This is a genomic window from Fodinicurvata halophila (genome assembly GCF_042651425.1).
GTDB classification, from domain to species: domain Bacteria; phylum Pseudomonadota; class Alphaproteobacteria; order Kiloniellales; family DSM-21159; genus Fodinicurvata; species Fodinicurvata halophila.
Window position 1 is genome coordinate 42,828 of the sequence record NZ_JBHSCW010000010.1, and the last position, 24,075, is coordinate 66,902.

Annotated in this window: 30 protein-coding genes; 18 read left to right on the forward strand and 12 right to left on the reverse strand. The window is 64.0% G+C overall.

Annotated features, from left to right (window positions below):
- Nucleotides 1-70: 70 nt before the first annotated feature.
- Complete coding sequence (locus tag ACFOW6_RS15325; protein WP_382423299.1) at nucleotides 71-793, forward strand: cytochrome c oxidase assembly protein; 723 nt, start codon at nucleotides 71-73, stop codon at nucleotides 791-793.
- A 40-nt stretch (nucleotides 794-833) separates the two neighbouring features.
- Nucleotides 834-1,274, forward strand: a complete 441-nt coding sequence (locus ACFOW6_RS15330; RefSeq protein ID WP_382423300.1) for a copper chaperone PCu(A)C — start codon at nucleotides 834-836, stop codon at nucleotides 1,272-1,274.
- A 14-nt stretch (nucleotides 1,275-1,288) separates the two neighbouring features.
- On the opposite strand, the gene ACFOW6_RS15335 is transcribed toward ACFOW6_RS15330, so the two are convergent.
- Nucleotides 1,289-1,936 carry an MBL fold metallo-hydrolase gene (locus ACFOW6_RS15335; RefSeq protein ID WP_382423301.1) on the reverse strand — a complete coding sequence of 216 codons (648 nt, stop codon included), beginning with the start codon at nucleotides 1,934-1,936 and terminating at the stop codon, nucleotides 1,289-1,291.
- A gap of 84 nt (nucleotides 1,937-2,020) precedes the next feature.
- Between ACFOW6_RS15335 and soxR the strand changes: the two genes are divergently transcribed.
- On the forward strand, nucleotides 2,021-2,482 hold the full coding sequence (gene soxR / locus ACFOW6_RS15340; protein WP_382423302.1) for a redox-sensitive transcriptional activator SoxR: 462 nt from the start codon (nucleotides 2,021-2,023) through the stop codon (nucleotides 2,480-2,482).
- A gap of 49 nt (nucleotides 2,483-2,531) precedes the next feature.
- Here soxR and ACFOW6_RS15345 read toward each other — a convergent pair whose 3' ends face one another.
- Both ACFOW6_RS15345 and ACFOW6_RS15350 read right to left on the reverse strand, forming a co-directional pair.
- On the reverse strand, nucleotides 2,532-2,906 hold the full coding sequence (locus ACFOW6_RS15345; RefSeq protein WP_382423303.1) for a group I truncated hemoglobin: 375 nt from the start codon (nucleotides 2,904-2,906) through the stop codon (nucleotides 2,532-2,534).
- 65 nt (nucleotides 2,907-2,971) lie between these two features.
- Entirely contained in the window at nucleotides 2,972-3,196 is a 225-nt protein-coding gene (locus ACFOW6_RS15350) for a tautomerase family protein (protein ID WP_382423304.1), read from the reverse strand.
- Nucleotides 3,197-3,386: 190 nt separating this feature from the next.
- Here ACFOW6_RS15350 and ACFOW6_RS15355 point away from each other — a divergent pair, with 190 nt between their 5' ends.
- Both ACFOW6_RS15355 and ACFOW6_RS15360 read left to right on the forward strand, forming a co-directional pair.
- Nucleotides 3,387-4,841 carry an aminotransferase-like domain-containing protein gene (locus tag ACFOW6_RS15355; RefSeq protein WP_382423305.1) on the forward strand — a complete coding sequence of 485 codons (1,455 nt, stop codon included), beginning with the start codon at nucleotides 3,387-3,389 and terminating at the stop codon, nucleotides 4,839-4,841.
- A gap of 46 nt (nucleotides 4,842-4,887) precedes the next feature.
- Nucleotides 4,888-5,892 (forward strand): GlxA family transcriptional regulator, encoded by a 1,005-nt coding sequence (locus ACFOW6_RS15360; RefSeq protein WP_382423306.1) that lies wholly within the window; start codon nucleotides 4,888-4,890, stop codon nucleotides 5,890-5,892.
- A gap of 24 nt (nucleotides 5,893-5,916) precedes the next feature.
- On the opposite strand, the gene ACFOW6_RS15365 is transcribed toward ACFOW6_RS15360, so the two are convergent.
- Together ACFOW6_RS15365 and ACFOW6_RS15370 are read right to left on the reverse strand one after the other, a co-directional pair.
- Nucleotides 5,917-6,189, reverse strand: coding sequence for a DUF4242 domain-containing protein (locus tag ACFOW6_RS15365; RefSeq protein WP_382423307.1), 273 nt, complete (start codon nucleotides 6,187-6,189; stop codon nucleotides 5,917-5,919).
- 224 nt (nucleotides 6,190-6,413) lie between these two features.
- Nucleotides 6,414-7,826, reverse strand: coding sequence for an FAD-binding oxidoreductase (locus ACFOW6_RS15370; RefSeq protein WP_382423308.1), 1,413 nt, complete (start codon nucleotides 7,824-7,826; stop codon nucleotides 6,414-6,416).
- 230 nt (nucleotides 7,827-8,056) lie between these two features.
- Between ACFOW6_RS15370 and ACFOW6_RS15375 the strand changes: the two genes are divergently transcribed.
- A complete protein-coding gene (locus tag ACFOW6_RS15375) occupies nucleotides 8,057-8,704 on the forward strand; it encodes a TetR/AcrR family transcriptional regulator (protein ID WP_382423309.1) in 648 nt (215 codons plus the stop codon).
- On the opposite strand, the gene gloA is transcribed toward ACFOW6_RS15375, so the two are convergent.
- Nucleotides 8,705-9,241: a lactoylglutathione lyase gene (gene gloA / locus ACFOW6_RS15380; protein WP_382423310.1), complete on the reverse strand. Its 537-nt coding sequence runs from the start codon at nucleotides 9,239-9,241 to the stop codon at nucleotides 8,705-8,707.
- Between the two features lie 122 nt (nucleotides 9,242-9,363).
- Here gloA and ACFOW6_RS15385 point away from each other — a divergent pair, with 122 nt between their 5' ends.
- Complete coding sequence (locus tag ACFOW6_RS15385; RefSeq protein ID WP_382423311.1) at nucleotides 9,364-9,588, forward strand: hypothetical protein; 225 nt, start codon at nucleotides 9,364-9,366, stop codon at nucleotides 9,586-9,588.
- A 99-nt stretch (nucleotides 9,589-9,687) separates the two neighbouring features.
- A complete protein-coding gene (locus ACFOW6_RS15390; RefSeq protein WP_382423312.1) occupies nucleotides 9,688-10,302 on the forward strand; it encodes an HD domain-containing protein in 615 nt (204 codons plus the stop codon).
- Nucleotides 10,303-10,307: 5 nt separating this feature from the next.
- Here ACFOW6_RS15390 and ACFOW6_RS15395 read toward each other — a convergent pair whose 3' ends face one another.
- Both ACFOW6_RS15395 and ACFOW6_RS15400 read right to left on the reverse strand, forming a co-directional pair.
- Entirely contained in the window at nucleotides 10,308-10,613 is a 306-nt protein-coding gene (locus tag ACFOW6_RS15395) for a hypothetical protein (RefSeq protein ID WP_382423313.1), read from the reverse strand.
- 26 nt (nucleotides 10,614-10,639) lie between these two features.
- Nucleotides 10,640-11,347, reverse strand: a complete 708-nt coding sequence (locus ACFOW6_RS15400; protein ID WP_382423314.1) for a class I SAM-dependent methyltransferase — start codon at nucleotides 11,345-11,347, stop codon at nucleotides 10,640-10,642.
- A gap of 143 nt (nucleotides 11,348-11,490) precedes the next feature.
- Between ACFOW6_RS15400 and ACFOW6_RS15405 the strand changes: the two genes are divergently transcribed.
- From ACFOW6_RS15405 to ACFOW6_RS15435, 7 genes are all read left to right on the forward strand, one after another.
- Nucleotides 11,491-12,354 (forward strand): FAS1-like dehydratase domain-containing protein, encoded by an 864-nt coding sequence (locus tag ACFOW6_RS15405; RefSeq protein WP_382423315.1) that lies wholly within the window; start codon nucleotides 11,491-11,493, stop codon nucleotides 12,352-12,354.
- 167 nt (nucleotides 12,355-12,521) lie between these two features.
- Nucleotides 12,522-13,910: an aspartate aminotransferase family protein gene (locus ACFOW6_RS15410; protein WP_382423316.1), complete on the forward strand. Its 1,389-nt coding sequence runs from the start codon at nucleotides 12,522-12,524 to the stop codon at nucleotides 13,908-13,910.
- Nucleotides 13,911-13,974: 64 nt separating this feature from the next.
- Nucleotides 13,975-15,189, forward strand: a complete 1,215-nt coding sequence (hemA, locus tag ACFOW6_RS15415; RefSeq protein WP_382423317.1) for a 5-aminolevulinate synthase — start codon at nucleotides 13,975-13,977, stop codon at nucleotides 15,187-15,189.
- Between the two features lie 178 nt (nucleotides 15,190-15,367).
- Complete coding sequence (locus ACFOW6_RS15420; protein WP_382423318.1) at nucleotides 15,368-16,219, forward strand: aspartate dehydrogenase; 852 nt, start codon at nucleotides 15,368-15,370, stop codon at nucleotides 16,217-16,219.
- 195 nt (nucleotides 16,220-16,414) lie between these two features.
- Nucleotides 16,415-16,972 (forward strand): hypothetical protein, encoded by a 558-nt coding sequence (locus ACFOW6_RS15425; protein ID WP_382423319.1) that lies wholly within the window; start codon nucleotides 16,415-16,417, stop codon nucleotides 16,970-16,972.
- An 85-nt stretch (nucleotides 16,973-17,057) separates the two neighbouring features.
- Complete coding sequence (locus ACFOW6_RS15430; RefSeq protein WP_382423320.1) at nucleotides 17,058-17,261, forward strand: YgaP-like transmembrane domain; 204 nt, start codon at nucleotides 17,058-17,060, stop codon at nucleotides 17,259-17,261.
- A gap of 108 nt (nucleotides 17,262-17,369) precedes the next feature.
- The gene (locus ACFOW6_RS15435) at nucleotides 17,370-18,371 is read left to right on the forward strand and encodes a bile acid:sodium symporter family protein (protein WP_382423321.1); all 1,002 of its coding nucleotides are present in this window, start codon (nucleotides 17,370-17,372) and stop codon (nucleotides 18,369-18,371) included.
- Here the strand turns inward: ACFOW6_RS15435 and ACFOW6_RS15440 are convergent.
- From ACFOW6_RS15440 to pdxH, 4 genes are all read right to left on the reverse strand, one after another.
- Nucleotides 18,365-19,135: an SDR family NAD(P)-dependent oxidoreductase gene (locus tag ACFOW6_RS15440; RefSeq protein ID WP_382423322.1), complete on the reverse strand. Its 771-nt coding sequence runs from the start codon at nucleotides 19,133-19,135 to the stop codon at nucleotides 18,365-18,367. The two genes, ACFOW6_RS15435 and ACFOW6_RS15440, sit on opposite strands and share 7 nt — an antisense overlap.
- 60 nt (nucleotides 19,136-19,195) lie before the next feature.
- Nucleotides 19,196-20,065: a universal stress protein gene (locus ACFOW6_RS15445; protein ID WP_382423323.1), complete on the reverse strand. Its 870-nt coding sequence runs from the start codon at nucleotides 20,063-20,065 to the stop codon at nucleotides 19,196-19,198.
- A 138-nt stretch (nucleotides 20,066-20,203) separates the two neighbouring features.
- Nucleotides 20,204-21,106 (reverse strand): cation diffusion facilitator family transporter, encoded by a 903-nt coding sequence (locus ACFOW6_RS15450; RefSeq protein WP_382423324.1) that lies wholly within the window; start codon nucleotides 21,104-21,106, stop codon nucleotides 20,204-20,206.
- A gap of 43 nt (nucleotides 21,107-21,149) precedes the next feature.
- A complete protein-coding gene (gene pdxH / locus ACFOW6_RS15455; RefSeq protein WP_382423325.1) occupies nucleotides 21,150-21,752 on the reverse strand; it encodes a pyridoxamine 5'-phosphate oxidase in 603 nt (200 codons plus the stop codon).
- Nucleotides 21,753-21,961: 209 nt separating this feature from the next.
- Here pdxH and ACFOW6_RS15460 point away from each other — a divergent pair, with 209 nt between their 5' ends.
- From ACFOW6_RS15460 to ACFOW6_RS15470, 3 genes are all read left to right on the forward strand, one after another.
- A complete protein-coding gene (locus tag ACFOW6_RS15460) occupies nucleotides 21,962-22,453 on the forward strand; it encodes an RT0821/Lpp0805 family surface protein (RefSeq protein ID WP_382423326.1) in 492 nt (163 codons plus the stop codon).
- Nucleotides 22,454-22,564: 111 nt separating this feature from the next.
- Nucleotides 22,565-23,485 (forward strand): DnaJ C-terminal domain-containing protein, encoded by a 921-nt coding sequence (locus ACFOW6_RS15465; protein WP_382423327.1) that lies wholly within the window; start codon nucleotides 22,565-22,567, stop codon nucleotides 23,483-23,485.
- 9 nt (nucleotides 23,486-23,494) lie between these two features.
- Nucleotides 23,495-23,860, forward strand: coding sequence for a chaperone modulator CbpM (locus tag ACFOW6_RS15470; RefSeq protein WP_382423328.1), 366 nt, complete (start codon nucleotides 23,495-23,497; stop codon nucleotides 23,858-23,860).
- The last annotated feature ends 215 nt before the right edge of the window (nucleotides 23,861-24,075 follow it).

Sequence of the window (24,075 nt, forward strand, 5' to 3'; positions counted from 1 at the left end):
CTCCTGCCTTGCGTCGTTGCGCCGCCTCGTCGCATTGATCCGGAGGGCCTGCGGCCCCAAACTGTACTCCATGACGGATCATGACAGAAAGCGCCCGCGCTCCAACCGCAGGGTTCTCGCGCTGACCCTAGCGCCCCTGCTGGTCATGGGCGGGCTCGTCGCCTATTCGCCTACGCTTTACCAGATGTTCTGCGACCTGACCGGGTTCGGCGGCACAGTCCAGGCCGCGTCCGAGGAGAAGACAGAAACCCGAGAGGAGACCCAGACGGCACGGGCCACCGAGGGTGACGGAACGCAGAGCGCGGCGGACGGAGATGTCCCGACTGTCACGATCACCTTCGATGCCAACGTCGATTCCGCCCTGCCCTGGACCTTCCGGCCCGAGCAGCGTGACGTGGAGGTGCCGGTGGGCGAGACGGCCAAGGTCTATTACTACGCCGAGAACAACACCGATGAGACGGTGGTGGCGCGCGCCACCTTCAACGTGACGCCCTACAAGGCCGCGCCCTATTTCTTCAAGATCGAGTGCTTCTGCTTCACCGAGGAGAAACTGGGTCCGGGCGAGAGTGCACGCATGCCGCTGCAGCTCTATATCGACGAGGAGATGCTGGCCGATACGAACACGGAAATGGTGCGCGATATGACCCTGTCCTACACCTTCTATCGGCAGGAGGATCTCTCGCGCGAAGAGGCAAAAGCCACGCGCGACCTTAAGGCCGGCTCCCAGCGCGTGGAAGAGAGGTTGAATCAGGCCGACGAGGTGGAGTACCGCAATGATGCACCGCGACAGTAGAAGGGCGTTCCTTGCCATCCGAAAGCGGCAGGGGGCGCTCGTGAGCCTGCTGTCCGCGATGGCCCTGGCGGGCCTGATTGCCGGCGTGGCACCTTCGGTGCTGGCCCACAGCTACAAGCTGGGCGATCTCTCCATCGGACATATCTGGGCGCCGCCGCCCGTCGAGGGTGCGGACGGACTGCCCGTCTATGGCCCTTTCCTGAACAACGGGAACGAGAGTATCACCCTGGTGGGTGCCTCCTCCCCCCTGGCCGAAAGGGTCACCTTCCGAAGCGACGAGGACGAGGCAAAGGAACTGACCGAGGGGATCGAGATCACCCCCGGACAGCCCTATGCCATGGCTCCCTGGCGACCGCATATCTGGGTGGTCGGCCTCAAGGAACCGCTGGAAGAAGGCGATTCCCTGGAATTGACGCTGGATTTCGGCGGGGCCGGCCAGAAGACGGTCGAAGTCGAGATCGAGGAAGACGGCAGCCACTGATTGGCGAGCCTGCCTCAAGCCAGGGCGGACAGCTCCTCCAGAGCCGCATCCACCGCCTTGCGCCATTGCGCGGGCGTCACCTCCCGCACGCCATCCGGTGCCACGGCCGCGCTCGAGATCACCACGTCGGGCTTGAGCCCGCGCAGCAGCTTCAGGCTGTTCACTAGGTCTTCCCGGTTGCTGCCGCGGATCAGGTAGGTTTCCCATCCGCGTTCGCTGGCGAAGATGGTATCTCCGGTGAAGAGGTATCTCTGGCCGTGCGGCGAGGCATAGAGGAAGGACGTACTGCCCGGACTGTGCCCGGGAGTGGGAATCACCTCGATGCCGCCCAGCCACGTCTCGCGTGATTCGAAGGCGAGGTCCAGCGGACTGACGGCGCGCACTTCGTCGGCTTCACGGGCGTGAATGCCCAGTTTCGCGCCGAAGTGCGTCCGCAGGTCGGCCAGGGCCGGGGTGATCTCGTCGCGATGGCTGAGCAGCTGGTAGGCAACGCCGCCCAGGGACTCGATCTGGTCAGCATCTTCCAGGAGGTAACTGGAATTGTAGAAGAGAACGTTGCTTTCCGGCCGAGTCAGAAGATAGGCGTGGGTCGTGACCTGAGGGGCCTCGGCGAAGGGACGTTCCGTCAGACTTTGCCAGAGGTCGGGATAGATCTGTTGCATGTCAGGCTTCCTTTCTCGAAGGCTTTGCATTCCAGGAAGCCGCTGCTATAAGACCTCAAGTAAACTTGAGGTCAAGGGGGTTTCATGAAGGAGGAACCACACTCCTGTGGGCCCGCCGATCTGTCGGTCGGGCAGGTGGCGGCGCGCAGCGGCGTTGCGGTCTCGACGCTGCATTTCTACGAGACCAAGGGCCTGATCGCCAGCCGGCGCAGCCCGGGCAACCAGCGGCGCTACAGCCGCGACGTTTTGCGCCGTATCGGGGTCATCAAGGTGGCGCAGCGCATCGGAATCCCGCTGAGCGAGATCCGGGCGGCCCTGGACCGGCTGCCCAACGGCTGCGTGCCGACGGCAGCGGACTGGGCGGAGCTCTCCGCGGCCTGGAAGGAAGACCTGGACCGGCGGATCGAGACGCTGACCCGCCTGCGCGACCACCTGAGCGACTGCATCGGGTGCGGTTGCCTGTCCATCGAGGCCTGCCGCTTGCGCAATCCGGGGGACGAGCAGGCAGCCCAGGGTCCGGGACCGCGCTTCCTGGAAGCAGACTGACTGCCCTGTCTGCACAGGACAGCCAGTTCTTGCTTGCGCTGGTTCCTCTTCAGACGCGAACGATCTCGTCCTTGAGGGAATAGGCGATGGCCAGCACGTCCCGACGGGTTTCTTCGTCCACCCCGTGGGCATCCAGTGACTTCAGGATGTCGTCGAGCACGGCCATATACTCGCCTTCGCTGATGTTCATCCCGCGGTGGATCTCCAGCATGCTGCGGCCTTCGTACTTTTCCGGTCCGCCGCTGCCTTCGCCCAGGAAGTTGCGCAGATGCTGCTTGGCTTGTGCCATGCGCTCCGGATCCTCCTTCAGGGCCTGATAACGCGGATTGATCTCGGGGTTGGCCAGATGGGCGTCGACGATCCGGTCGACCAGCGCCGAAACGCCGCGAGCGGATCCGAGCCGTTCGTAGAGGGGTGTGCTCATGGTTTGCCTCCTGTTTCCTTGGTGTTTCCTGTGGTGTTGAAGTCCAGGTGCTCCGGACGACGGTCTCAAGACGCTTCCGCGGCGGCCATCTGCCGGACGGCCTGGGAGGTCAGCGGATTGCCGCCAATCGCCCACTGACCGCTCTTGACTTCCAGGATGCGGACCCAGGTCACGTCGCGCATGGCGGGTCCTTCCACGGCAACCATCGCTTCGGTGACGCGCTGAATCATGTCCTGTTTCTGGGCCTCGTCGAAGACCCCCTCGATGACCTGTACATCTACCAATGGCATTGTCTCTCTCCCTCGTATTGGTCTCGTTTCAGGAACGACAGAAGCCTATTGGACAGACATGCGGGCGGACAGGTACACTGCACCCTGCCATGTGGCAGACTGTATCGGCGCAGGTGACCTGCCAGTCCGGGTTGATGGAAGGTGCTCCAGGCTTGCGGGTGTCCACCGGACAGGGAGCAGTGGAGGCTTCATGCTTCAAGTCCAGCTCGACCGTGAGGGGGCGTCTGCCCTGACCGATCAGATCGTGGAGGCCCTCCGAGAGCGTATCGACACGGGCCTGTTGCGGCCGGGCACGAAACTGCCCTCAATCCGGGGCTTTGCCACCGAACACGACATCAGCCGCTTCACGGTGGTCGAGGCTTATGACCGCCTGGTGGCCATGGGCTACCTGCAGTCCCGGCGCGGAGCGGGCTTCTTCACCGCGAAAAGCATGCCGCGTTCGGCCGCCGGACAGGGCAATGGGGAAGACGCGGCCGACCCCCAGCACAACGAGGAGGTGGTCTGGCTGATCCGCCGGCTGCTCGAGGCCGGCAAGGGCCTGACACTTGCGGGCGGCCCCTGGCTTCCCGCCGACTGGCTGGACGAGGCGAACCTGCGGCGCGTCATGCGCGGGCTGGCCAACAACGAAGGGGATCACCTGATCGAGTACGGGGAGCCCCTGGGGTATCGTCCCTTGCGCCGGCACATCGCGGAGACACTGTTGCCGGAGATCGATATCCAGGCTGAGGAAAACCAGGTGCTTCTGACCTGCGGGGCGAGCCAGGCCCTGGACCTGGTGAGCCGCAGCCTGCTGAAGCCCGGCGATACGGTTCTGGTGGATGACCCCGGCTATTACAATCTCTTCGGCAGCCTGCGCCAGCAGGGCTATCGCCTGATCGGGGTGCCGCGCCAGGAAGACGGCCCCGACATCGAGGCCCTGGATCGCCTGGCAGCACAGCACCGCCCACGCCTCTACTTCACGCAGTCAGTGCTGCAGAATCCCACCAGTACGACGCTCACGCCCGCCAAGGCCTTCCGCCTCCTGCAGGTGGCCGAGCGTCACGATTTCCAGGTGGTGGAGGACGATATCTTCTCGGATCTCCATCCCGAGCCGGCGCCACGCCTGGCTGCCCTGGACCGTCTGGAGCGCGTGATCTACCTGCGCAGTTTCTCGAAGACCCTGTCCGGCAGCCTGCGTGTCGGCTTCATTGCATGCGAGCGCGGACTGGCGGAACAATTGACGGACAGCAAGATGGTCACTTGCGTCACCACTTCGCTGTTCACCGAGAAGCTGGTCTATCGCCTGCTGACCGAGGGGTATTACCGCAAGTTCCTGGCGCGTCTGCTGGGCCGCCTGGCCGAAGCGCGCCAGCGCGTGAGCACGGCGTTCGAGCAGACAGGAATCGAGACCTTCCATGGCGGCGACAGAGGGCTCTTCCTCTGGGGGCGTTTTCCGGATATCCCGGACTCCCTTCCGCTTGCCGAATCCGCCCAGGAAGAGGGCTTGCTGCTGGCCCCCGGTGCGGTGTTCCGCCCGAACCTGCAGCCCTCCCCCTGGATGCGCTTCAACGTCGCCGTTTGCGAGGACCCGCAGGTGCTGGAGCGCCTGCAACGGATGAGTACGGCTTATCGAGACAGGAAGGTGGAGTCGGAAACGCTGATGTAGGCCAGGGCTCCGGGCAGCAGTGCCAGTTGAGGACGGAGGCTGATTCATGATCGATGTCACCGTGGTGCTGGTCAACGACGGCTATGCCTCCACCGCGATCGCGCCGCTGGAGGTCTTCTCCTCGGCCGGTGTGCTGCTGAATGCCTTTGCCGGTGAGGCCCCGGAGCCGCGTTTCCGCGTGCAGGTGGCCTCGGTGGATGGACGGCCGGTGCAGAGTGCCCATCAGCTGGCGGTCTCGCCCCAGACCTCGATCGCCGAGATCGAGAAGACGGACCTTATCGTCGTTTCTGCGATCGGGCTTGACGTGGAGGCTGCGCTCGCCGCGCATCGCCCGCTGCTCGACTGGCTTCGTCTGTGGAGTGATCGCGGTACCGGCGTGGCAGCCGCCTGCGCCGGGGTCTCCTTCCTGGCGGAGGCCGGTCTGCTGGACGGTCGTCGGGCCACCACGCACTGGGCACTCGCGCGGGAGTTCGCGCGGCGCTATCCGAAGGTGGACTGGCATCCGGAGGCCTTCATCACGGAGGACGAAGGCGTCTATTGCGGGGGCGGGGTCTATGGCGTCATCGACCTCAGCCTCTATCTCGTGGAGAAGTTCTGCGGCCATGCCGTGGCGCTGGATTGCGCGCGCTCGATGCTGGTGGAGATGCCGCGCGTTAACCAAGCAGGCTTCGCCGTTCTGCCCCTGACCAGTCGCCACGACGATTCAACGATCCGCAAGGCGGAGGAATGGCTGCATGCGCATTTCGCAACGGAAGTGCGGCTCGAAGCGCTGGCGGCCCAGCTGGGCATGAGCCCACGCAATTTCGAGCGCCGCTTCAAGACGGCCACCGGCATGAAGGCGCGAAGCTACCTGCAGGCGCTTCGGATCGCTGCGGCCCGGCGGATGCTGGAGGAGGGCGCACGCTCGGTGCAACAGGTGAGCAGTGCAGTGGGATACGACGACGTGGCCTATTTCCGTACACTGTTCAAGCGCCATACCGCCTTGACGCCCGGCGCCTACCGGCGCCGTTTCGGCCGCGACGGCGCGGGCCTGCCCGCCGCGGCCCGCTAAGAGCTCACGGCGGGCAGAGGTGAGTTAGTCCGCCGCAGTCGGATCGAGCATTCCGCGTACCGGCGAGATGCTGTCGGCCGGGACACCGGCCTTCTGCGCATGAGCGCGGATCTGGTCCTCGTTCTGCGCCCGGAAGATGCAGTAGAACTTGTCGTCTGTCACATAGCTGTGAACCCACTGAATCTCCGGTCCGACTTCGCGCAGAGCGGCACAGGAAGCTTCCGCACCTTCCTTCAGTTCCTTCGCCGAAGCGCGGCCAATACCGGGTATTTCCCGTTCGATAACGTATTCAGGCATGGCGGTTCCCTCCCTTTCATGACCTGTCCAGCTCCTCTCGGACCTGGTCCTCAAAGCATGCGGGGAAAACCCATGCCCTGCCAGCCGGCGGAACGGACAAGGTAGAGGGGTATATCCGTCAATTTTCGGCAACGGAAACGGATGGAGGAGTTCAGCGCGGCAGCCGTGTTCCAAAGTCACTGCCTCCCATTTCTTCCCGATTCGCCGGTCGGAATTTCACCGCTTCAGACAGGGCGGATGTTGTGGTTTTGCCGGAACAGGTTGTCGGGGTCGTAGAGCCGCTTGAGCCTGCAAAGGCGCTGCTCTCTCGCGCTGTCCTGCTCGACCGGAACGCTGTCCGGTTCGAAATTGAGATAGGAGTTGCCGTTCGAAAAACGTTCCATTCGCGCACAGGCCGCCCGCGTCCAGTCCCGGTTGCGCGTGTCCTCTGCAGGGTCGTCCCAATTCGATTCCACGCCCAGCAGGTAAGGGGCGCCGCGATCGCCGAAGGCCGTGGCATCGGCGGGGATGCGGCCCATTGTGCCGCCAAGCTGCCAGACGTCGACGGTGGAAAGTGAAGAAGGGCGTTCGGCTGCCAGCTGCAATACCTGGTCGATCACGGTTTCGTCGAACTGCTTGAGATAGAGAGACTTCCAGTAATAGCGGCGGCCGTCCGGGTAATCGCCGTCGAAGTTCGATTGGATCTCCAGATAGGGCGCGGGACTGCTGAAGTCGCACAGCGGTTCTCCAAGCGCCTGCAGGGGTGAAAGGATTCGTCGGCCATCCTCCACTGGCCCGGCGTACATCGTGGCCAGGGCGACGAACTGCCGTCTATGGATGTCCGGTGGAAAGGGCTCTTCCTCCGGGACGGTACCGCAGAGGACGATCGACGTGACCTCATCCGGCGCGGCCTGGCAGAATTCGTGCCAGCCCTGAAGCACCTGCCGGCCGCTCTCCAGGGGATAGAGGGTGAAGGAGAACATTACCTCCGGGCCCACGGGGTGCAGCGCATACTCGAATTTCGTCACGACACCGAAGTTGCCGCCGCCGCCACGCAGGCCCCAGAGCAGGTCGCTGTTCTCCTTCTCGCTGGCCGTGAAGATCTGCCCGTCCGCAGTGACGACCTCAGCTGCGACGAGATTGTCGCAGCTGAGGCCATGCTTGCGGCGCAGCCAGCCGAGCCCGCCGCCGAGCGTCAATCCGGCAATGCCGGTTTTCGAGACCAGTCCCCCGGGAGCCGCCAGGCCATGCGGCTGGGTTGCCCGGTCGAGATCGGCCCAGGTGGCTCCGCCCCCGGCCCACGCACGTCCTTGCTGCGGATCGACGGTCACCTCCCGCATGGGCGAGAGGTCGATGACCAGTCCATCCCGGCAGGTTGCGGTCCCCGCAATGTTGTGGGCGCCACCCCTGACTGCCGGATACAGGTTGTTGTCGGCAGCGAAACGCACGGCCCTGGAGACATCCTGCGCGGAGCTGCAGCGGGCGATCAGGGTCGGTGTGTGTTCGATCATGCCGTTCCATACGGGTGCCACCTCGGCAAACCCGGCGTCTCCCCGGTGCAGCACATCACCCCCGAAGCCTGAAGCGAGGGCGCGTGCTACGGAGTCGTCGATTCCGGACGGCGTGGTCTGGCCCGTGACCTCTGTACTGGAAACCATGATTCCATTCTCCCTTGGCTCTGAAATTCAACCTTTTGGACCAATATTTTCTTGTCTCCGAGTCTCAGTGACAGTGCCAAGGCGGGGGATTCTTCTCCAGTGGTCTTGCGGTCCACTTGCACCTGAGTTGAGTTTTCTTTGGAAATTAGTAGTATGACAGGGAATCCGGCTCGATTTTGGAGGGGCGGAGGCATCCCAAGCGGGTGTCAACTGGACCCGGGGTGCAGTACATGGAGGAGACAGGCACGCAATCGGGCGTCGGTACGCGCGAGAGACTTCTCGAGATTGCGGAGGGTGCCGTTCTCGCGAAGGGGTTTGGGGCCACCTCGATCGAGGAACTGATCGTCGAGGCCGGGATCACTAAGAACGGATTCTTCTATCACTTTCCGGACAAGAACGCGCTCGCACTGGCGTTGCTGGAACGCTACCTGGAGCGCGAGGAAAGGCTGCTGGATGAGGTCTTCACCCGCGGCCGCGAGCTCTCCGAGGATCCGCTGCACGCCTTTCTCATCGGACTGAAGCTCCTGGCCGAAACGATGGCGGACCTTCCGCAAACCCTACCCGGCTGTCTTGTCGCCACCTTCTGCTATCAGGAACGTCTCTTCGACAGCAGGGTGCATGAATTGAACCGAAGCATCGTGCTGGGCTGGCGGGCACGCTTCCGGCGAAGCCTGGAGGCCATCCAGACCCGCTACGAACCCCGCGAACAGGTGGATCTGGACGGGCTCGCCGACATGGTCTCGAGCGTCATCGAAGGCGGCATGGTGCTGGGCCGGGCCACCGGAAACCCGGCGATCCTGCCGGAGCAGATCATGTTGATACGCGGTTATGTCAAACTGCTGTTCAGCGAGCCGTCAAGTCACGGAGGTTCCGCATGATCACTGCCCCAGGCCCTTCAAGCGCCCGGGTTCGATAATCTCGATCCAGTAGCCGTCGGGATCCTTGATGAAGGCGACGTCCTTCATCTTGCCCTGTTCGGGTCGCTTGACGTAGTCGACGCCGTTGCTATCGAGCCAGGCGATGGCGCGGTCCAGGTCGGGCACGGAGATGCAGATGTGGCCGAAGCCCTGGGGCTGGTCGTTGCCGTTGTGGTACTTCGCCTCGGGATCCGTCTCGGTGCCCCAGTTATGGGTCAGTTCCAGGATTCCGCGCTGGGAGAAGGTCCAGGCCGTCCGCTCGCCGGTATCCTCCGGAGGCGTGTCCCCGTCCTGCAGACAGGTCAGGAAGTAGAGCGAGAACTCCATCTCCGGGAAGTCCAGCCTGCGCAGCACCTTCATGCCCAGGACACCGGTGTAGAAGGCCAGCGAGACTTCCGGGTCCTTCACCCGCATCATGGCATGATTGAGGGTGAAGCCCTCGGTTTCCTCGGGACGTTCCTTGACGGTGCCGGGATAGGATTCGCCGCTGAAGGCCATTGCGCAATGTCTCCTGTTGTCTGTCTGGACGGAAAGATCCTGAGATTGGGTTGCATCTAAGAGTATCAACGGCAAGGATCGAATCAACATCCTATGCGTGTTTCTTGTCACGAGGCGAGACGATGACCGAGGAGAGCAAACAGCTGTATGAATGGATGCATGCCGAGATCGGCGCCTGTCTGAAGCGGGAGGAGCAGGTGGACAAGGAAGGATTGATCGCGCACGCGATGGCCGATGGGGCCAGCCGAACCGAGGCGGAGGCGGCCTATGAAGAGGCCATGGGGGACTGGATCGATGCTTACAGCCTCGTGGACAAGCTCAATTCCGGGGATCTGGAAGAGCCCTGATCCTCCCAGGCACTTGGCTGCCCTGCCATTGCTCCTGCTGTCTGGCGGCACTACCTTGCCGGACGCAAAACCTGTCGTTCGAATTTCTGGGAGATAAACGTGGCTGAGCAACACCCGCGCGCCTGGCAGCGCATGCTGTCGGGGCGTCGGCTGGACCTGCTGAATCCCTCGCCCCTGGACGTCGAGATCGAGGATATCGCCCATGGCCTGTCCCGCGTGGCGCGCTGGAACGGCCAGACGCACGGGGATTGGGCATTCAGCGTGGCCCAGCACTGCCTGCTGGTGGAGGAGCTTTGCGGGATCATGAAGCCGGATCTGCCGGCACGCTGGCGTCTGGCGGCGCTGCTGCACGATGCCCAGGAGTACGTGGTGGGGGACCTGATCTCGCCCTTCAAGGCAGCGGTGGGTTGGAGTTACAAGAGTCTGGAAAAGCGCCTGTCCTCTGCGGTCTTCCTGCGCTTCGGCCTGCCCGGCGACTTGCCGAAGACCGTCGAAAACCGCATCAAGCGCGGCGACCAGGCTGCCGCATATGTGGAGGCGGTCCAGCTGGCCGGTTTCGAGGAAAAGGAGGCCCGGCACCTGTTTCGTCCGCCGCGCGGCCAGGATCTCTCACCTGAACGCCTGCCCCTGACGCCGTTGGATCCGGAAAGCGCGAAGGCAGCCTACCTCGCCCGTTTCGAGGCCCTGCAGGAGGCCATGAAGGGCGCGCGGTGAGGCGGTCAGCTTTCGCGCAGGCGCGCCTGCCGGCCGCCGCGGCGCCGGGTGCCGGTTGCCTGGCCTGTCTGGGCCGTTTCCTGGAGCAGTTCGACGAGCCTGCGACGCGGGCCGCCACCCGCGGGTGAACGCTCGAGGCCGTGCCGGACGATGAGGCGGCGGGCAGCGGCGGGAGGGTCGTCCAGTCGCAGGGACCAGGAGAGCAGTAGGTCCTCTGCCGGGCCGGGGAAGGCTTCGCCCATCTCCAGCGCCTGGCCGATCAGGCCGCCAGGATCATCCTCGCTGTGGTGGGCGGAGAGATACTGGACCATCCGTTTCGAGCCTCTTGGAAGCCTCTTCAGTCAACCTGCAGGAGGTTGACGCGCATGGGCTGGGTGAAGAGGTACTGGCCCTCCTCGTGTTCCGCATACCCTTCGAAGGCGGCCTTCAGGTCGGCTTCCGCCTGTTCCACGCGGGCTTGCCGCTTCTCGTCGGCGGCCACGATCTTGTTCTTGAAGGCCTCGAAATCCGGATAAAGCACGGGCGCCTCGTAGACGATCTCGCGCAGTTCGTGAGCGTACTGGCTGGCGGTGAAGGCCCGCAGGGCGTCATAGGCCTGGGCACGGACCACCGTTTCGTCCTCGACCGGCAGCATGGCCCGGAAATGGGGCCCCTGGGCCAGCGGTTCCGCGATATAGATCAGACCCTCCGTCTTCACGACCCGAGCCGCCTCCTTCAGGGCATCCGCCATCAGCTCGGCAGGGATATGGTGTAGGGAATTGAAGAAGACGGCGGCGTCGAAACCGTCGTCCGGGAAGGGCAGGGCCTCGGCGCCCCCTGTCATGTAGCTTTCGTCGCGGACGCTGTCTTCGGCCCGGGCTTTTTCGACCTCGTTCTCCGAGGGGTCGAGGCCTGTGGCTGCGGCTCCCCGCTTGGCGAGGGCGCGCACCAGGGCCCCGTTGCCGCAGCCGATGTCGAGGACCTTCAGGCCCTCGAGTGACAGGTTCTCGACGAGGACGTCTATATTCGTCCGGCGTGGAAAAATCTGGGAAGTCTGTTCGTTCATGCTCCCGAAGCTAAAGCAAATGAGAGCGCCAGACCAGAACCCCGGTGCATTTCTTCTGAGCGGGCACTGGTCATGAGCGGTGCAAGGCGCTAGAGGTTGGCGGTTTCCAGGGCAGGACGACGCGAGGAAAGGGGCCAAGCGAGATGACGGAGACGGATCTGAGTGCATGGATCGGACAGCAGGAAATTCGTGAGGACCGGGTGGATGCCACGCGGGCCAACGGGATGCGGGCGACGCTGGAAAGCCCGGACGCTCCTTTCGCCGAGGGACAGCCGCTGCCGCCGTTATGGCATTGGGCCTATTTCTGGGACATCGCCCGTCATTCCGACCTGGGGGCAGATGGCCATTCGGCGCGCGGCGAATTCCTGCCGCCCGTGGATCTGCCGCGGCGCATGTGGGCGGGCGGCCGCCTGAGATGGTCGGGAGACCTGCTCGTGGGAGAAGCGGTGCGTCGGGAGTCGACCATCAAGTCGGTCCAGGAAAAGGAAGGGCGCTCCGGCCCCCTGGTTTTCGTGACGGTCCAGCATGTCATCTCCGGGGCTCAGGGTGTGGCCATCGAAGAAGAGCATGACATCGTCTATCGCGAGGCGCCGCGTGCAGACGAGGCGTCACCCACGCCGCCCGCCGTCCCCGACAGTCCGGTGCTCTGGGAACACCAGGTCGAGGCCGAGGCCGTGCGTCTGTTCCGCTATTCGGCGCTCACCTTCAACGGCCACCGCATTCACTACGACCATCCCTATGTAACGCAGGAGGAAGGCTATCCCGGCCTGGTCGTGCACGGGCCGCTGATGGCGACCCTGATGGTGGAGCTGCTGCGGCACAGTGCGCCGGATCGGCGCGTTGCCGCCCTGGATTTCCGGGCACGCAGCCCCGTGTTCGCGCCGGCCAGCCTGCAGGTCTGCGCGGCCCGTACCGAAGAGGGGACGGGGACACCGACGCGGCTGGAGACCTGGGTGAGCGGCGCTCCGGGCGTGCTGGCGATGTCGGGCCAGGTGGATCTGGACTGAAATCACGGGGACAGGGTCTGCACCCAGCGCATGCAGCTGCTGCGCAAGAGCGTTGCGGGGATTGGGCTTGAGCAGGCGGAGGCCGGCGGTATAGCTTGGGACCCGTAACAAGCAGGGATGGCCCCTGAGGGCGCCGTCCTCTCTCTTCACGGAACAGGAGATCCGTCATGTCGACCCGACCCAATTCGCCTGCGGCGAAGGACATCGCCTATAGCCTGCATCCCTATACCAATGCCCGCCGGCACGAGGAGACGGGGCCGCTGATCATCGAGCGCGGCAAGGGCGTGCATGTCTATGACGACCAGGGCAAGGACTACATCGAGGGCATGGGCGGTCTCTGGTGCGTGGCCCTGGGCTTCGGCGAGGAGCGCCTGGTGAAGGCGGCGACCGAGCAGATGCAGCGCCTGCCCTACTATCACAGCTTCGCACAGAAATCGCACGAACCCTCCATCGAGCTGTCCGAGCGCCTGCTGGACATGGCCCCGGGGGACATGAGCAAGGTCTTCTATGCCAACTCGGGCTCGGAAGCGAACGACACCGTCGTCAAGCTGGTGTGGTACTACAACAATGCCCTGGGGCGGCCGAACAAGAAGAAGATCATCTCGCGCATCAAGGGCTATCACGGCGTGACCGTGGCGTCCGCCAGCCTGACCGGCCTGCCGACGAACCACAGGGATTTCGACCTGCCCATCGACAGGATCCTTCACACGGCCTGCCCGCATCACTACCACAACGCTTTCCCGGGCGAGAGCGAAGAGGAGTTCGCCAGCCGCATGGCCGGGCAGCTGGAGGAGATGATCCTGCGCGAAGGGCCCGACACCATCGCCGCCTTCATCGGCGAGCCGGTGATGGGCGCAGGCGGCGTGATCGTCCCGCCAAAGACCTACTGGGACAAGATCCAGCGCGTGTGCCGCAAGTACGACATCCTGCTGATCGCCGACGAGGTGATCTGCGGCTTCGGGCGGACCGGCGAGATGTTCGGCAGCGATACCTACGCGATCGAGCCGGACATCATGGTGGTTTCCAAGCAGATCACCTCGGCCTACATGCCGCTGTCGGCCGTCCTGATCAATGACGCGGTCTACCAGGGTGTCGCCGACAACAGCGCCAAGATCAGCACCTTCGGCCACGGCTTCACGGCGAGCGGCCACCCCGTGGCGACCGCCGTGGCGCTGGAGAACCTGAAGATCCTGGAAGAACGCAAGATCGTCGATCACGTGACCAAGGTGGCGCCGCGCCTGCAGAATGGTCTGCGCCAGTTTGCCGACCATCCGCTGGTGGGCGAGGTGCGCGGCGTCGGCTTGGTGGCGGCCGTGGAGCTGGTGGCCGACAAGGACAAGCGCAGCCTGTTCGATCCCGTGGGGCGGGTCGGCTTCCACCTTTATGACACGGCCCAGAAAAACGGCCTGATATTGCGTAACGTCGGCGATTCCCTGGCCTTCTGCCCGCCACTCATCATCTCGGAGGAGGAGATCGATACGTTGCTGGAGCGTTTCGGCCAGGCCCTGGACGAGACCTACAGCTGGAGTACCCGCACCGGCGTCGCGGCCGAATAGGGCGGGCGCATCCGCGACCTTTTCGCCTCTTGGCGCGCGACAAGCCAGGGCCTAAGTTCCGTTCATGGACTACGAGGCTTTCTTCGAGCAGGAACTTGAGCGGCTGCGCGCCGAGGGGCGCTATCGCATCTTTGCCGACCTGGAACGCCAGGCGGGGAACTTTCCCCATGCCCTGCGTCGCGATGACGCCGCCGAAGGCCGTGAAGTTACCGTCTGGTGTTCCAACGACTACCTGGGCATGGGGCAGCATCCGAAGGTGCTGGCCGCCATGCAGGAGGCGCTTGCCAAACATGGAGCGGGCGCCGGCGGCACACGCAACATCTCCGGCACCAACCACGATCACATCCTGCTGGAGGCGGAACTGGCCGATCTGCACTGCAAGGAGGCGGCGCTGCTGTTCACCTCCGGCTATGTGGCCAACTGGACGGCGCTGGGAACCTTGGGCGCGCGTCTGCCGAACTGCGTCGTGCTGTCCGACGAGATGAACCATGCCTCGATGATCGAGGGCATTCGGCACAGCCGGGCGGACAAGCGGATCTTCCGCCACAACGATCCGGCCGACCTGGAGCGCCAGCTGGCAGCGCTTCCCGGGGACTGCGCCAAGCTGGTGGCCTTCGAATCCGTCTATTCCATGGATGGTGATATCGCGCCTATCGCCAAGATCTGCGAGGCGGCCGAACGCCATGGCGCCTTTACCTACCTGGACGAGGTGCATGCCGTTGGCATGTACGGCCCGCGCGGCGGCGGCGTTGCCGAACGCGACGGGCTGATGGGACGCATCGACCTGGTCCAGGGGACCCTGGGCAAGGCCTACGGGCTGGTCGGCGGTTACATCGCTGGTTCGGCGCGCATGGTGGACTTCGTGCGCTCTCATGGCAGCGGCTTCATCTTCACTACGGCCCTGCCGCCGGCCATCGCCGCCGGGGCGCGGACCAGCGTGCGCCATCTTAAGGACAGCCAGGCTGAACGCGAGGCACAGCAGGCGGCAGTGGCGCGCGTGCGCGAACGCCTGACGGCGGCGGGCCTGCCGGTCATGCCGTCGGAGAGCCACATCGTTCCGCTGCTGGTGGGCGACGCCGCGCTCTGCAAGGCGGCCAGCGATGCCCTGCTGCAGGACCATGACATCTATGTCCAGCCGATCAACTATCCGACGGTGCCGCGCGGCACGGAACGCCTGCGCCTGACGCCCACGCCGCTGCACAGCACGGACGATATCGAGCAGCTGGTGCAGGCGTTGAACGATGTCTGGGCGCGTTTGGAGATCCGCAAGGCGGCGTGACGACGCAAGCAGGCGCATTTTTCTTGCTTCGGCTGATCCAGACTTGGAGCAAGGTCAATCGCCTATGCACAGCCAATTTATAGTTTGTGGATCTGTGGGGCTCTGGATAGGTTTTGTCTCACCTGCCGCGTGACCAAAGCGTCCCCGAGCTAACCTTTTATCCCAGAGGTACTGTGAGATGGTGCATCCAGAAACCGATAGCGCTTCCTCGAAAGAAAGCAAGAGCCCGGAGGTGCGGGTCGCGATCGCCAGTCTGGGCGCAATCGGCCTGAAGCTTGCGCAGGAACTGGATGCGGGGATTCCTGGATACCGTTTTGTGTCTGTGTCTGCGCGCACACCCGAAGCTGCGGCAGAGCGCATGAGTGGCTTCAAGGCGAGCGTGCCCGTTCTGCCGATCGAGGAACTGGAGCCACATGCGGATCTGGTTATCGAATGTGCGCCCTCCGCGCTTTTCTCGGAGATTGCCACGCCATTCCTGAAGGCGGGCAAGTCCGTCATCGCGCTGTCGGCAGGAGCCCTTCTGGAGAATGAGCACCTGCGAGACATTGCAAACACGCATGGCGGCCGAATCATCGTTCCTTCGGGCGCGCTGCTGGGACTGGATGCGGTCGCGGCTGCGGCAGAAGGCAAGATCGAGTCCGTGCGGATGATCACGCGCAAACCGGTTCGCGGCTTACTGGGTGCGCCATATCTCGAGAAGAACGGCATAGATCTGACCGGCATCACCGAACCCATGAAGGTCTTCGAGGGCAGTGCACGTGAGGCTGCCGCAGGCTTTCCTGCCAACCTGAATGTCGCGGTTGCCTTGTCTCTGGCGGGCGTCGGTCCTGACAGAACGACACTCGAGATCTGGGCGGATCCTGATCTCACCCGCAACACCCACAGCATTCAGGTGGTCTCGGACAGCGCAAACCTGGAAATGAAAATCGAGAACATCCCGTCCGAGAATCCGAAGACAGGCCGCATCACGGCGCAATCGGTGCTGGCGGTCCTGCGGAAGATGAATGCCAGTTTGAGTATCGGCACCTGATCCGGCGGCACACGCGCTTACGGAGAACGACAGGGCCTGCGCATCGCCGGGACACAGAAAGTTTCGGTAGCTTTAGCGGCGCGGACAAACACGAATAATTTAAGAACGATTATCAATCGCATTTACCTGGACATGTGGAACGGGTTGCTCTATATTCAGTTCATCAAGTGTCGAGCTCACTGTAAGGGACAGCCCATGTATCGCGACAACAGCCTGATGCCGAACGAAGCGATCCGCGTGCTGGCGCTGGGCCTGCTGGCCGAGCGGCCGCGCCACTATGCGGAACTGGCAGGGGAGGTGCGGCACTTCATCGAGCGCATGGTCGGGCCTTCCCTCGATCTGCTGGCCCAGCCGCTGGAACTGCTGAAGCTGGAAGGTCTGGCGGAGTCCGTCGAGGGCGAGGGGATGAGCGACAACGCCCTGCTGCGGCTGACCGACAGCGGCCAGGACGAGATGCGCAAGCTGTTGAATGCCAACATGCGCGCCCAGGTGAACGACCTCAACAAGCTGATCATCGCCATCAAGATGCGCTTCCTGCACCTGCTGCCCGCGGACGAGCAGCAGCGCCAGCTGGACCTGCTGATTGAGATCTTCGATCGCGAAAGCGTGCGCCTGAACGACCTGCGCAGCTACCAGGATGCCGAGGCTTCGGCGCTGTCCGACTGGTTGGACCTGGAGATCGAGCAGACGCGCAGCCGACTCGCCTGGTTCGAGGAGCTGCGCCGGCGGATCGAAGCGGGCGGCGCGGCCTGAGCCAACCCCTCTCGAAAGAGGCTTGGACTTTCCCGCCTCGTGGGCGAATGATCGAGGGCATACCTTGTCCTCGGAGTGAACGGCCATGTCCCTTGAACGGATGATCCTGCTGATCGTCGGACTCGTCGTGGTGGCCAGCGTCCTGCTGGCGGTCTACGTCAATCTCAACTGGCTGTGGCTTACGGGCCTGATGGGGGCCCACCTGATCCAGGCCGCATTCACCGGGCTCTGTCCGGTCGTCGCTCTGCTGAAGCGCTTGAGAATGCCGCAGCGTCCCGGCTTCGGCTGAGCGCAACGCCGAGAGCTTCATTCGGATACGAACGGATAGTGAGCGAGGGGGCGGTAGTGCTATAAGCGGTTGATCTGCCGTTCTGCCCGCCCACCCGGAGTCTGCCGATTGAAGTTCCTGCGCGATCCCTTCCTGGCGCTGATGACCGGCGTCCTGGTGCTGGCCAGCGTCCTGCCGGCCGAGGGACGGGTGGCCGACCTCTTCGCGCTGCTGAGTTCCCTGGTGGTGGCCCTGCTGTTCTTCCTGCACGGCGCCGTGCTCTCGCGCAGCGCCCTGCTGGACGGCCTGACCCAGTGGCGCCTGCACCTCTTCATCCTGGCGACGACCTTCCTGGTCTTTCCGCTTCTGGTGCTGCCACTCGGCCTGTTGCCCCAGAGCCTGCTGCCCGAGGATCTGCTGACAGGCTTTCTCTACATGGGCGCCCTGCCGTCGGCGATTTCCTCGTCGATTGCCTTGACCGCTGTCGCGCGGGGAAACGTTCCGGCGGCGATCTGCAGCACGGCTGGCTCGAACGTCTTCGGCCTGATGCTGACGCCATTCCTGGCAGCTCTGCTGCTCAGTACCACGGCCGTAGGCGGGATCGATCTTGTCGAGTCCCTGAAGGACATCTTCATCGGGCTTTTGCTGCCCTTTCTGGTCGGCCAGCTGCTCCATCCCTGGATCGGAGGCGCACTGAATCGCCGAAAGCCCCTGTTGGGACGCTATGACAAGCTGGTGATCCTGATCATTATCTACACGGCTTTCTCGCAATCGGTGACCCAGGGACTTTGGAGTCGCCTGCCGTTGCACGGTATTGCCCTCGCGCTGCTGCTCTGTTTGCTGCTGCTGGGCATTGCCGTGCTGTTCACCCTCTACGGAGCGCGCCTGCTGGGCTTCGCCCGTGCCGAAGAGGTCACGGCGGTCTTCTGCGGCTCCAAGAAGAGCCTGGCCACGGGCCTGCCTCTGGCGCAGGTGATGTTCGCCGGATCGCCGGCGCTGGGCATGATCGTGCTGCCGGTCATGATCTACAACCAGCTTCAGATCATGCTGGGCGCCGTCCTGGCCCAGCGCTATGCCCGCCAGGAGCAGGATGCAACAGCCCTCGAAGAAGGGGGCGCCGAACGTCAGTAAAGGTGCTGGCCGCCGGTGACGAAGACCTCACTGCCGGTGACATACCCGAAATCGCTGCTGCACAGCTGGAACACCGCGCCGGCCACTTCCTCGGGCGTGCCCATGCGCTGCATGGGAATGCGCGGGATCAGGGCCTCGTACTCCGGACCGACCATTGAGGTCTCGATCTCGCCGGGGGCCACGGCGTTGACGCGTACGCCCAGCTCGGCGAACTCCACCGCCATTTCGCGCGTGAGCGCCGAGAGGGCGGCTTTCGAGGTGGAGTAGGCCGAACCGGCGAAGGGGTGAATGGCGTGTCCGGCGATGGAGGTGATGTTGACGATGGCGCCCTGGCCTTTGCGCAGCGGGACCGCGAAGCCGCGCGCCAGTGCCAGCGGTGCGAAGAAGTTCAACTCGAAGACCTCGCGCCAGCCGGCAATGTCGCCGTTCAGGCAGCCCAGCCGCTCCTTGAAGGGAGTCTTGGGCGAGACGGCGGCGTTGTTGACCATGGCGTTGAGCGGAATATCGCCCAGAATTTCGTTGCCTTTCGCAATGAACTCCTGGACGCCCTCGGGATCGCCGATATCGGCCGTGACATGGTGGGTCCAGTTGGGATCGTAGCGGCATTCCGGCGGGATGCCCTCGCGCGAACAGGTGATCACGCGCCAGCCTTCCTTCGAGAAGCGCTGGACGGTGGCATGCCCGATCCCCCGGCTGGCGCCGGTCAGCAGAATGGTCTTGCGTTCCTGGGGCTCCGCCGTCTCAGGCGGCGTCTGTGACGACATGGCGGTGCTGTCCTTCACGGCTGCGGGAACCGGCAGATCCTGGAGGTCCTGCCGGAGAGGTCAGTGAGCCATGAAGACAGGAAGCGCCGCGCTGTTCAAGACCGTTTGCGTGGCTCCGCCCAGCAGGAATTCACGCAACCGGCTGTGCCCGTAGGCCCCCATCACCAGCATCTCGCCATGGACCTCGCTGGTTTCCGCCAGCAGGCTTTCCCCGGCTGAGGAGAGGATCTCGGTGCGCCGGGCCTCGGCACGTATGCCATGGCGCTGCAGGTAGAAGACCAGGTCCTGAGGGTCTGTCTCCTCGTCCTCCTTGCGGACCAGGCTGATCACCGTGACCTGCTCGGCCATCCTGAGGAACGGCAGGGCGTTCCGCGCCGCTTTGGCCGATTGTCCACCGCCGTCCCAGGCGACGACCACATGCCGTCCGAAGGAGTCGCTGGTGCCGGGGGGGAGCAGCAGGATCGGCCGGCCCGCGCTGAACAGAACGGCCTCCAGCGCCGGGGTATAGGCCGAGTCACGGTCCTCCGAGGGGCGACCCATGAAGACCATGTCGAAGAGCAGGGCGTGGCGCGACAGGACGTCGTCCTCGTTGCCCTCCACGCTTTTCCAGCCGGCATTGAACCCGCGCATGCCGGCCAGCTCCCTTGCCTCCTTCGGCTCCACGCCGGCTTCCCGGCACTGGGCTTCGAAGTAAGCGTGTGCCGTCTCGCGATACTCGCGGTTCCGCTCACGTATGTCGTTCATCATCTGGTCCACCATGGCGCCCGACATGCCTTCACCCAGCAGTGGGATGCTGGAGTAGGGATCGGCCTCGATATGGAGGACTTCAACATAGGCGTCGTGCTGGCGTCCCAGCCGGAAGGCGGCCTTCAGGACGTCGGCGGTGTTCTCGCTGCCGTCCGCGACGGCAAGGATGGCTGCGATGGACATGATCCTAACCTCGCCTGCAACTGTTTGTGTTCTCTGGCATTATATATGAAGTACATGCCGGGCTGGGAACGAAAATCCAGATGCATCTGCGCCACTTCGGCGCAGGTTGGGCTCCTGGCCAAATCGGCTGAATCACCATCACTCGTAGATGGGCCCTTCCTCGGAGAGGATATGCGGATCCTGGTGTATCAGCACCTCCGCGCCGGGAAACAGCGTCTGTAGCTCGGCCTCGATGGTGTCGGCAATGGCATGGGCCCGGTAGAGGGTCATGGAACCGTCGATTTCCAGGTGCAGCTGGATGAAGGTCTGCTGGCCCGAACTTCGGGTTTTCAGATCATGGACGCCCAGCACGTCGGAGTGGCCGCGTACCAACTCGAGGATCCGCTCGCGTTCGCTGTCGGGCAGTTCGCGGTCCATCAGGATGTCCAGGGCCGAGCGCGCGATCTTCCAGGCGCTGCGCAGCAGGATCGCGGCGATACCGAGCGCGATGATCGGGTCCGCGAGCGTCCAGCCGAGATAGATGGCAAGCACGAGCGCCAGGATGACGGCAGCGTTCATCAGCAGATCGCTGAGGTAGTGCAGGGCATCGGCGCCGATGGCGATCGAGCCGGTCTGGCGCACCACCTGACGCTGGAAGCTCGTCAGACCGAGAGTGACAATGATCGAGACCAGCATAACGGAGATACCCCAGACTCCGTGTTCGGGGGCCTGGGGCGTCACCAACCGGCTCACGGCCTCCGCGATGAGGAAGAGGGCCGAGCCGGTGACCAACCCGGCCTGGGCCAGGGCCGAGAGGGATTCGATCTTGCCGTGACCGAAACGATGATCGGCATCCGCCGGGATCAGCGACTGGCGGACGGCCAGCAGGGTCATGACCGAGGCGGCCGCGTCCAGCAGGGAATCCACAAGGCTGGAGAGCAGCGCCACGGAATCGGTGACCTGCCAGGCCACGATCTTGAGCAGGATCAGGCCGAACGCCGTGGCAACCGAGGCATAGGTGGCCCAGCGCATCAGCCGGGCCTTGCGTTGCGGTGCGATCATCGCCTCCTGCTCTCCGTGAGGTGGGATCCTGTGCGACGCCGGATCAGGGGTAGAGGCGCTCCGTGGTCCAGCTCTCGCCCTCGCGATGATAGACGATCCGGGTGTGCAGGCGGAAGGCGCCTTCCTCCCAGAACTCGATCCGTTGCGGCACAACGCGGAAGCCAGACCAGTGAGGCGGTCGCGGCACCTTGCCCACGGCATACTTGGCGGTCATGGCCGCCACGCGTTTTTCCAGGGCGTAGCGGCTTTCCAGCGGGCGCGACTGGTCCGAGGCCCAGGCGCCGATCTGGCTCTGGCGCGGCCGGCTGGCGAAATAGGCATCGGCTTCCTCGGCCGGAACCTGTTCGACATCGCCTTCGATGCGCACCTGGCGACGCAGGGATTTCCAGTGGAACAGCAGGGCCGCCTTGGGAGTCTGCAGCAGCTGTTCGCCCTTGCGGCTTTCATAGTTGGTATAGAAGACAAAGCCTTGGGAATCGAAGTCCTTGAGCAGGACCATGCGCGCCGATGGCATGCCGTCCGCACCCACCGTGGCGAGGCACATGGCATTGGGATCGTTGGGTTCCTTGTCCTCGGCGGCCTCCATCCAGCGCCCGAAGAGCGCGAATGGGTCCTGGCCGGACGCGTCAAGTGAAGGCTCTGTCATACCGGTTGCATCTCGTCCTGCAAGGGGTCGCGGCGAAAGCGACGAAGGCACATGCGAGCCTGAAAACTCTCACAACACAGGCACGCGTGAAAAACCTACAATATCCGCAAGATAGAACAAGGCCATCCTCATGCCTAAATCTTGCCTTGAGATGGCCTTATGCATTCACGATGTACTTGCGTCAGGTAGATTTTGGAACAAGGGGAAAGATGATGTACAAGAAGCTTCTCTGCGCATTGGCCATGGCAGCCGCCCTGGTGGTGGCAGGCTGCCAGCAAGGGCAGGGCCCGGGCACCAAGCAGACCGTTGGTGGCCTGGGTGGTGCTGCGTTGGGTGGCTTGGCCGGCTCGCAGATTGCCAAGGACAGTTCCTCCAGCACGCGCGCATTCGCGACAGGCCTGGGTGCTGTCATCGGCCTGATCGCCGGCAGCGAGATCGGCAAGTCCCTGGACGAAGCCGATCGCCAGCGTGCTGCACAAGCCCAGCAGCAGGCCGCGCAGGCGCCGATGGGTGAGCAGATCACCTGGAACAATCCGAACAGCGGCAACTACGGCAGCTATACGCCCGTGCGGGATGGTCGCACGGACGATGGGCGTTATTGCCGCGAGTTCAGGGAAACCGTGACCATAGACGGCCAGACGGAAACGGCCACGGGCATCGCCTGCCGCCAACAGGACGGAACCTGGCGCATCCAGCAGTAGCAATACGCGACGACGCTGCCTATATCCTGCAACGGGCCCGTTGTGCAGTCGCAAGACCTGCATGGCGGGTCCGTGGGGGTATAATGTCAGACAGACAGTCAGCGGTAGTCCATGAAAGATCTTTACAGCGTTCTGGGGCTGAAGCGCGGCGCCAGCAGCGAAGAAATAAAAAGCGCCTACAGAAAGCTTGCCAAGAAGCTGCATCCGGACCTGAATCCGGGTGACAGCAAGACGGAACAGCAGTTCAAGGACGTCAGCCAGGCCTACGCGATTCTCTCCGATCCCGAGAAGCGCAAGCGCTATGACGCCGGAGAGATCGACGCCAGCGGAAACGAGACCGCCCGCGGCGGCTTCTACAGGAGCTCCGCCAGCCAGGGCGGCGGCAAGTACAGCCATTTCGACTTCGGCGACGAGGCCGACCTGGGGGATATCTTCTCAGACCTCTTCGGGCGCGGCTTTTCGCGCAAGGAGAAGGGGCGCACCTTCCGTCAGCGCGGCACCGATATCTCCTATCGCCTGTCGGTGGGATTCCTGGAGGCCGTCAACGGCGCGCGCAAGCGCATCCAGCTGGGAGAGGGGCGGACACTGGACGTCAATATCCCGCCCGGCACGGAGGATGGCCAGACGCTGCGCCTGAAGGGGCAGGGCCTTGGCGGCATGGGGGGTGCGCCGGCCGGCGATGCCTATATCGAGATCCAGGTGCAGCCGCATCCCCATTTCGAGCGCCATGGCAGCGACATACATCTGGATTTGCCCGTCAGTCTTTCGGAGGCGGTGCTGGGAGCAAGTATCCCGGTGCCGACCGTGGAAGGGAAGGTGACCATGAAGATCCCGCCGGGATCCAACAGCGGCTCCACGCTGCGCCTGAAGGGCAAGGGCATGCCGGCCCGGCGCGGCGGGCAGCGTGGCGACCAGTACGTGAAGCTGAAGGTCATGCTACCGGAGAAGCCGGATTCCGAACTGAAGGACTTCATTTCCGAATGGTCGAAAAAGCATTCCTACAATCCCCGGGCCAAGGCCGGACTGGTGTAGGAGGGCCGAATGCAAGGAGGTGACGCCGTGCCTTTGACCTTGCAGGACATCGTCGAGCAGACTCGTGCCGCCGGGCTGGAGATCAGTGAAACCGAGGTGCGTAGCTACGTGTCGGAAAACTGGGTGCTGGCCGAAGTTCGAGAGGACACCTACTACTTCGACGAGGCCGATGCGGCGCGCGTGAAGCTGATCGTCGAACTCAAGCGCGACATGGCCGTCAATGACGAGGCGGTTCCGGTGATTCTCAATCTCCTCGACCAGCTCTACGGCATGCGCGAGGTGCTGGAGGATATCGGGCTGGCCGTTGAGCGCCTGCCGCCCTCCCTGCGGCGGGAGCTGGAGGATTGCCTGGCCCGCGTGCCCGGCAAGTCCTGATCGCGGCGAAGCCGGACAGGGGCTGAGCCCTGTTCCTGGCCGCTCCGGGTGTGTACGTCTTCACGCGCGCCACGACAGGGTGTTCCGCCCCTTACCGAAGATCCCTGCGGGGCCCCAGGAAAATCACTTGCCGTTCCCGTCCACGGGCGAAGAATGGCATGATGCGGTTCGAAGTGAGGTGCAAAGGCACGGCCGCGAAGCACGAGAAAGGGGCA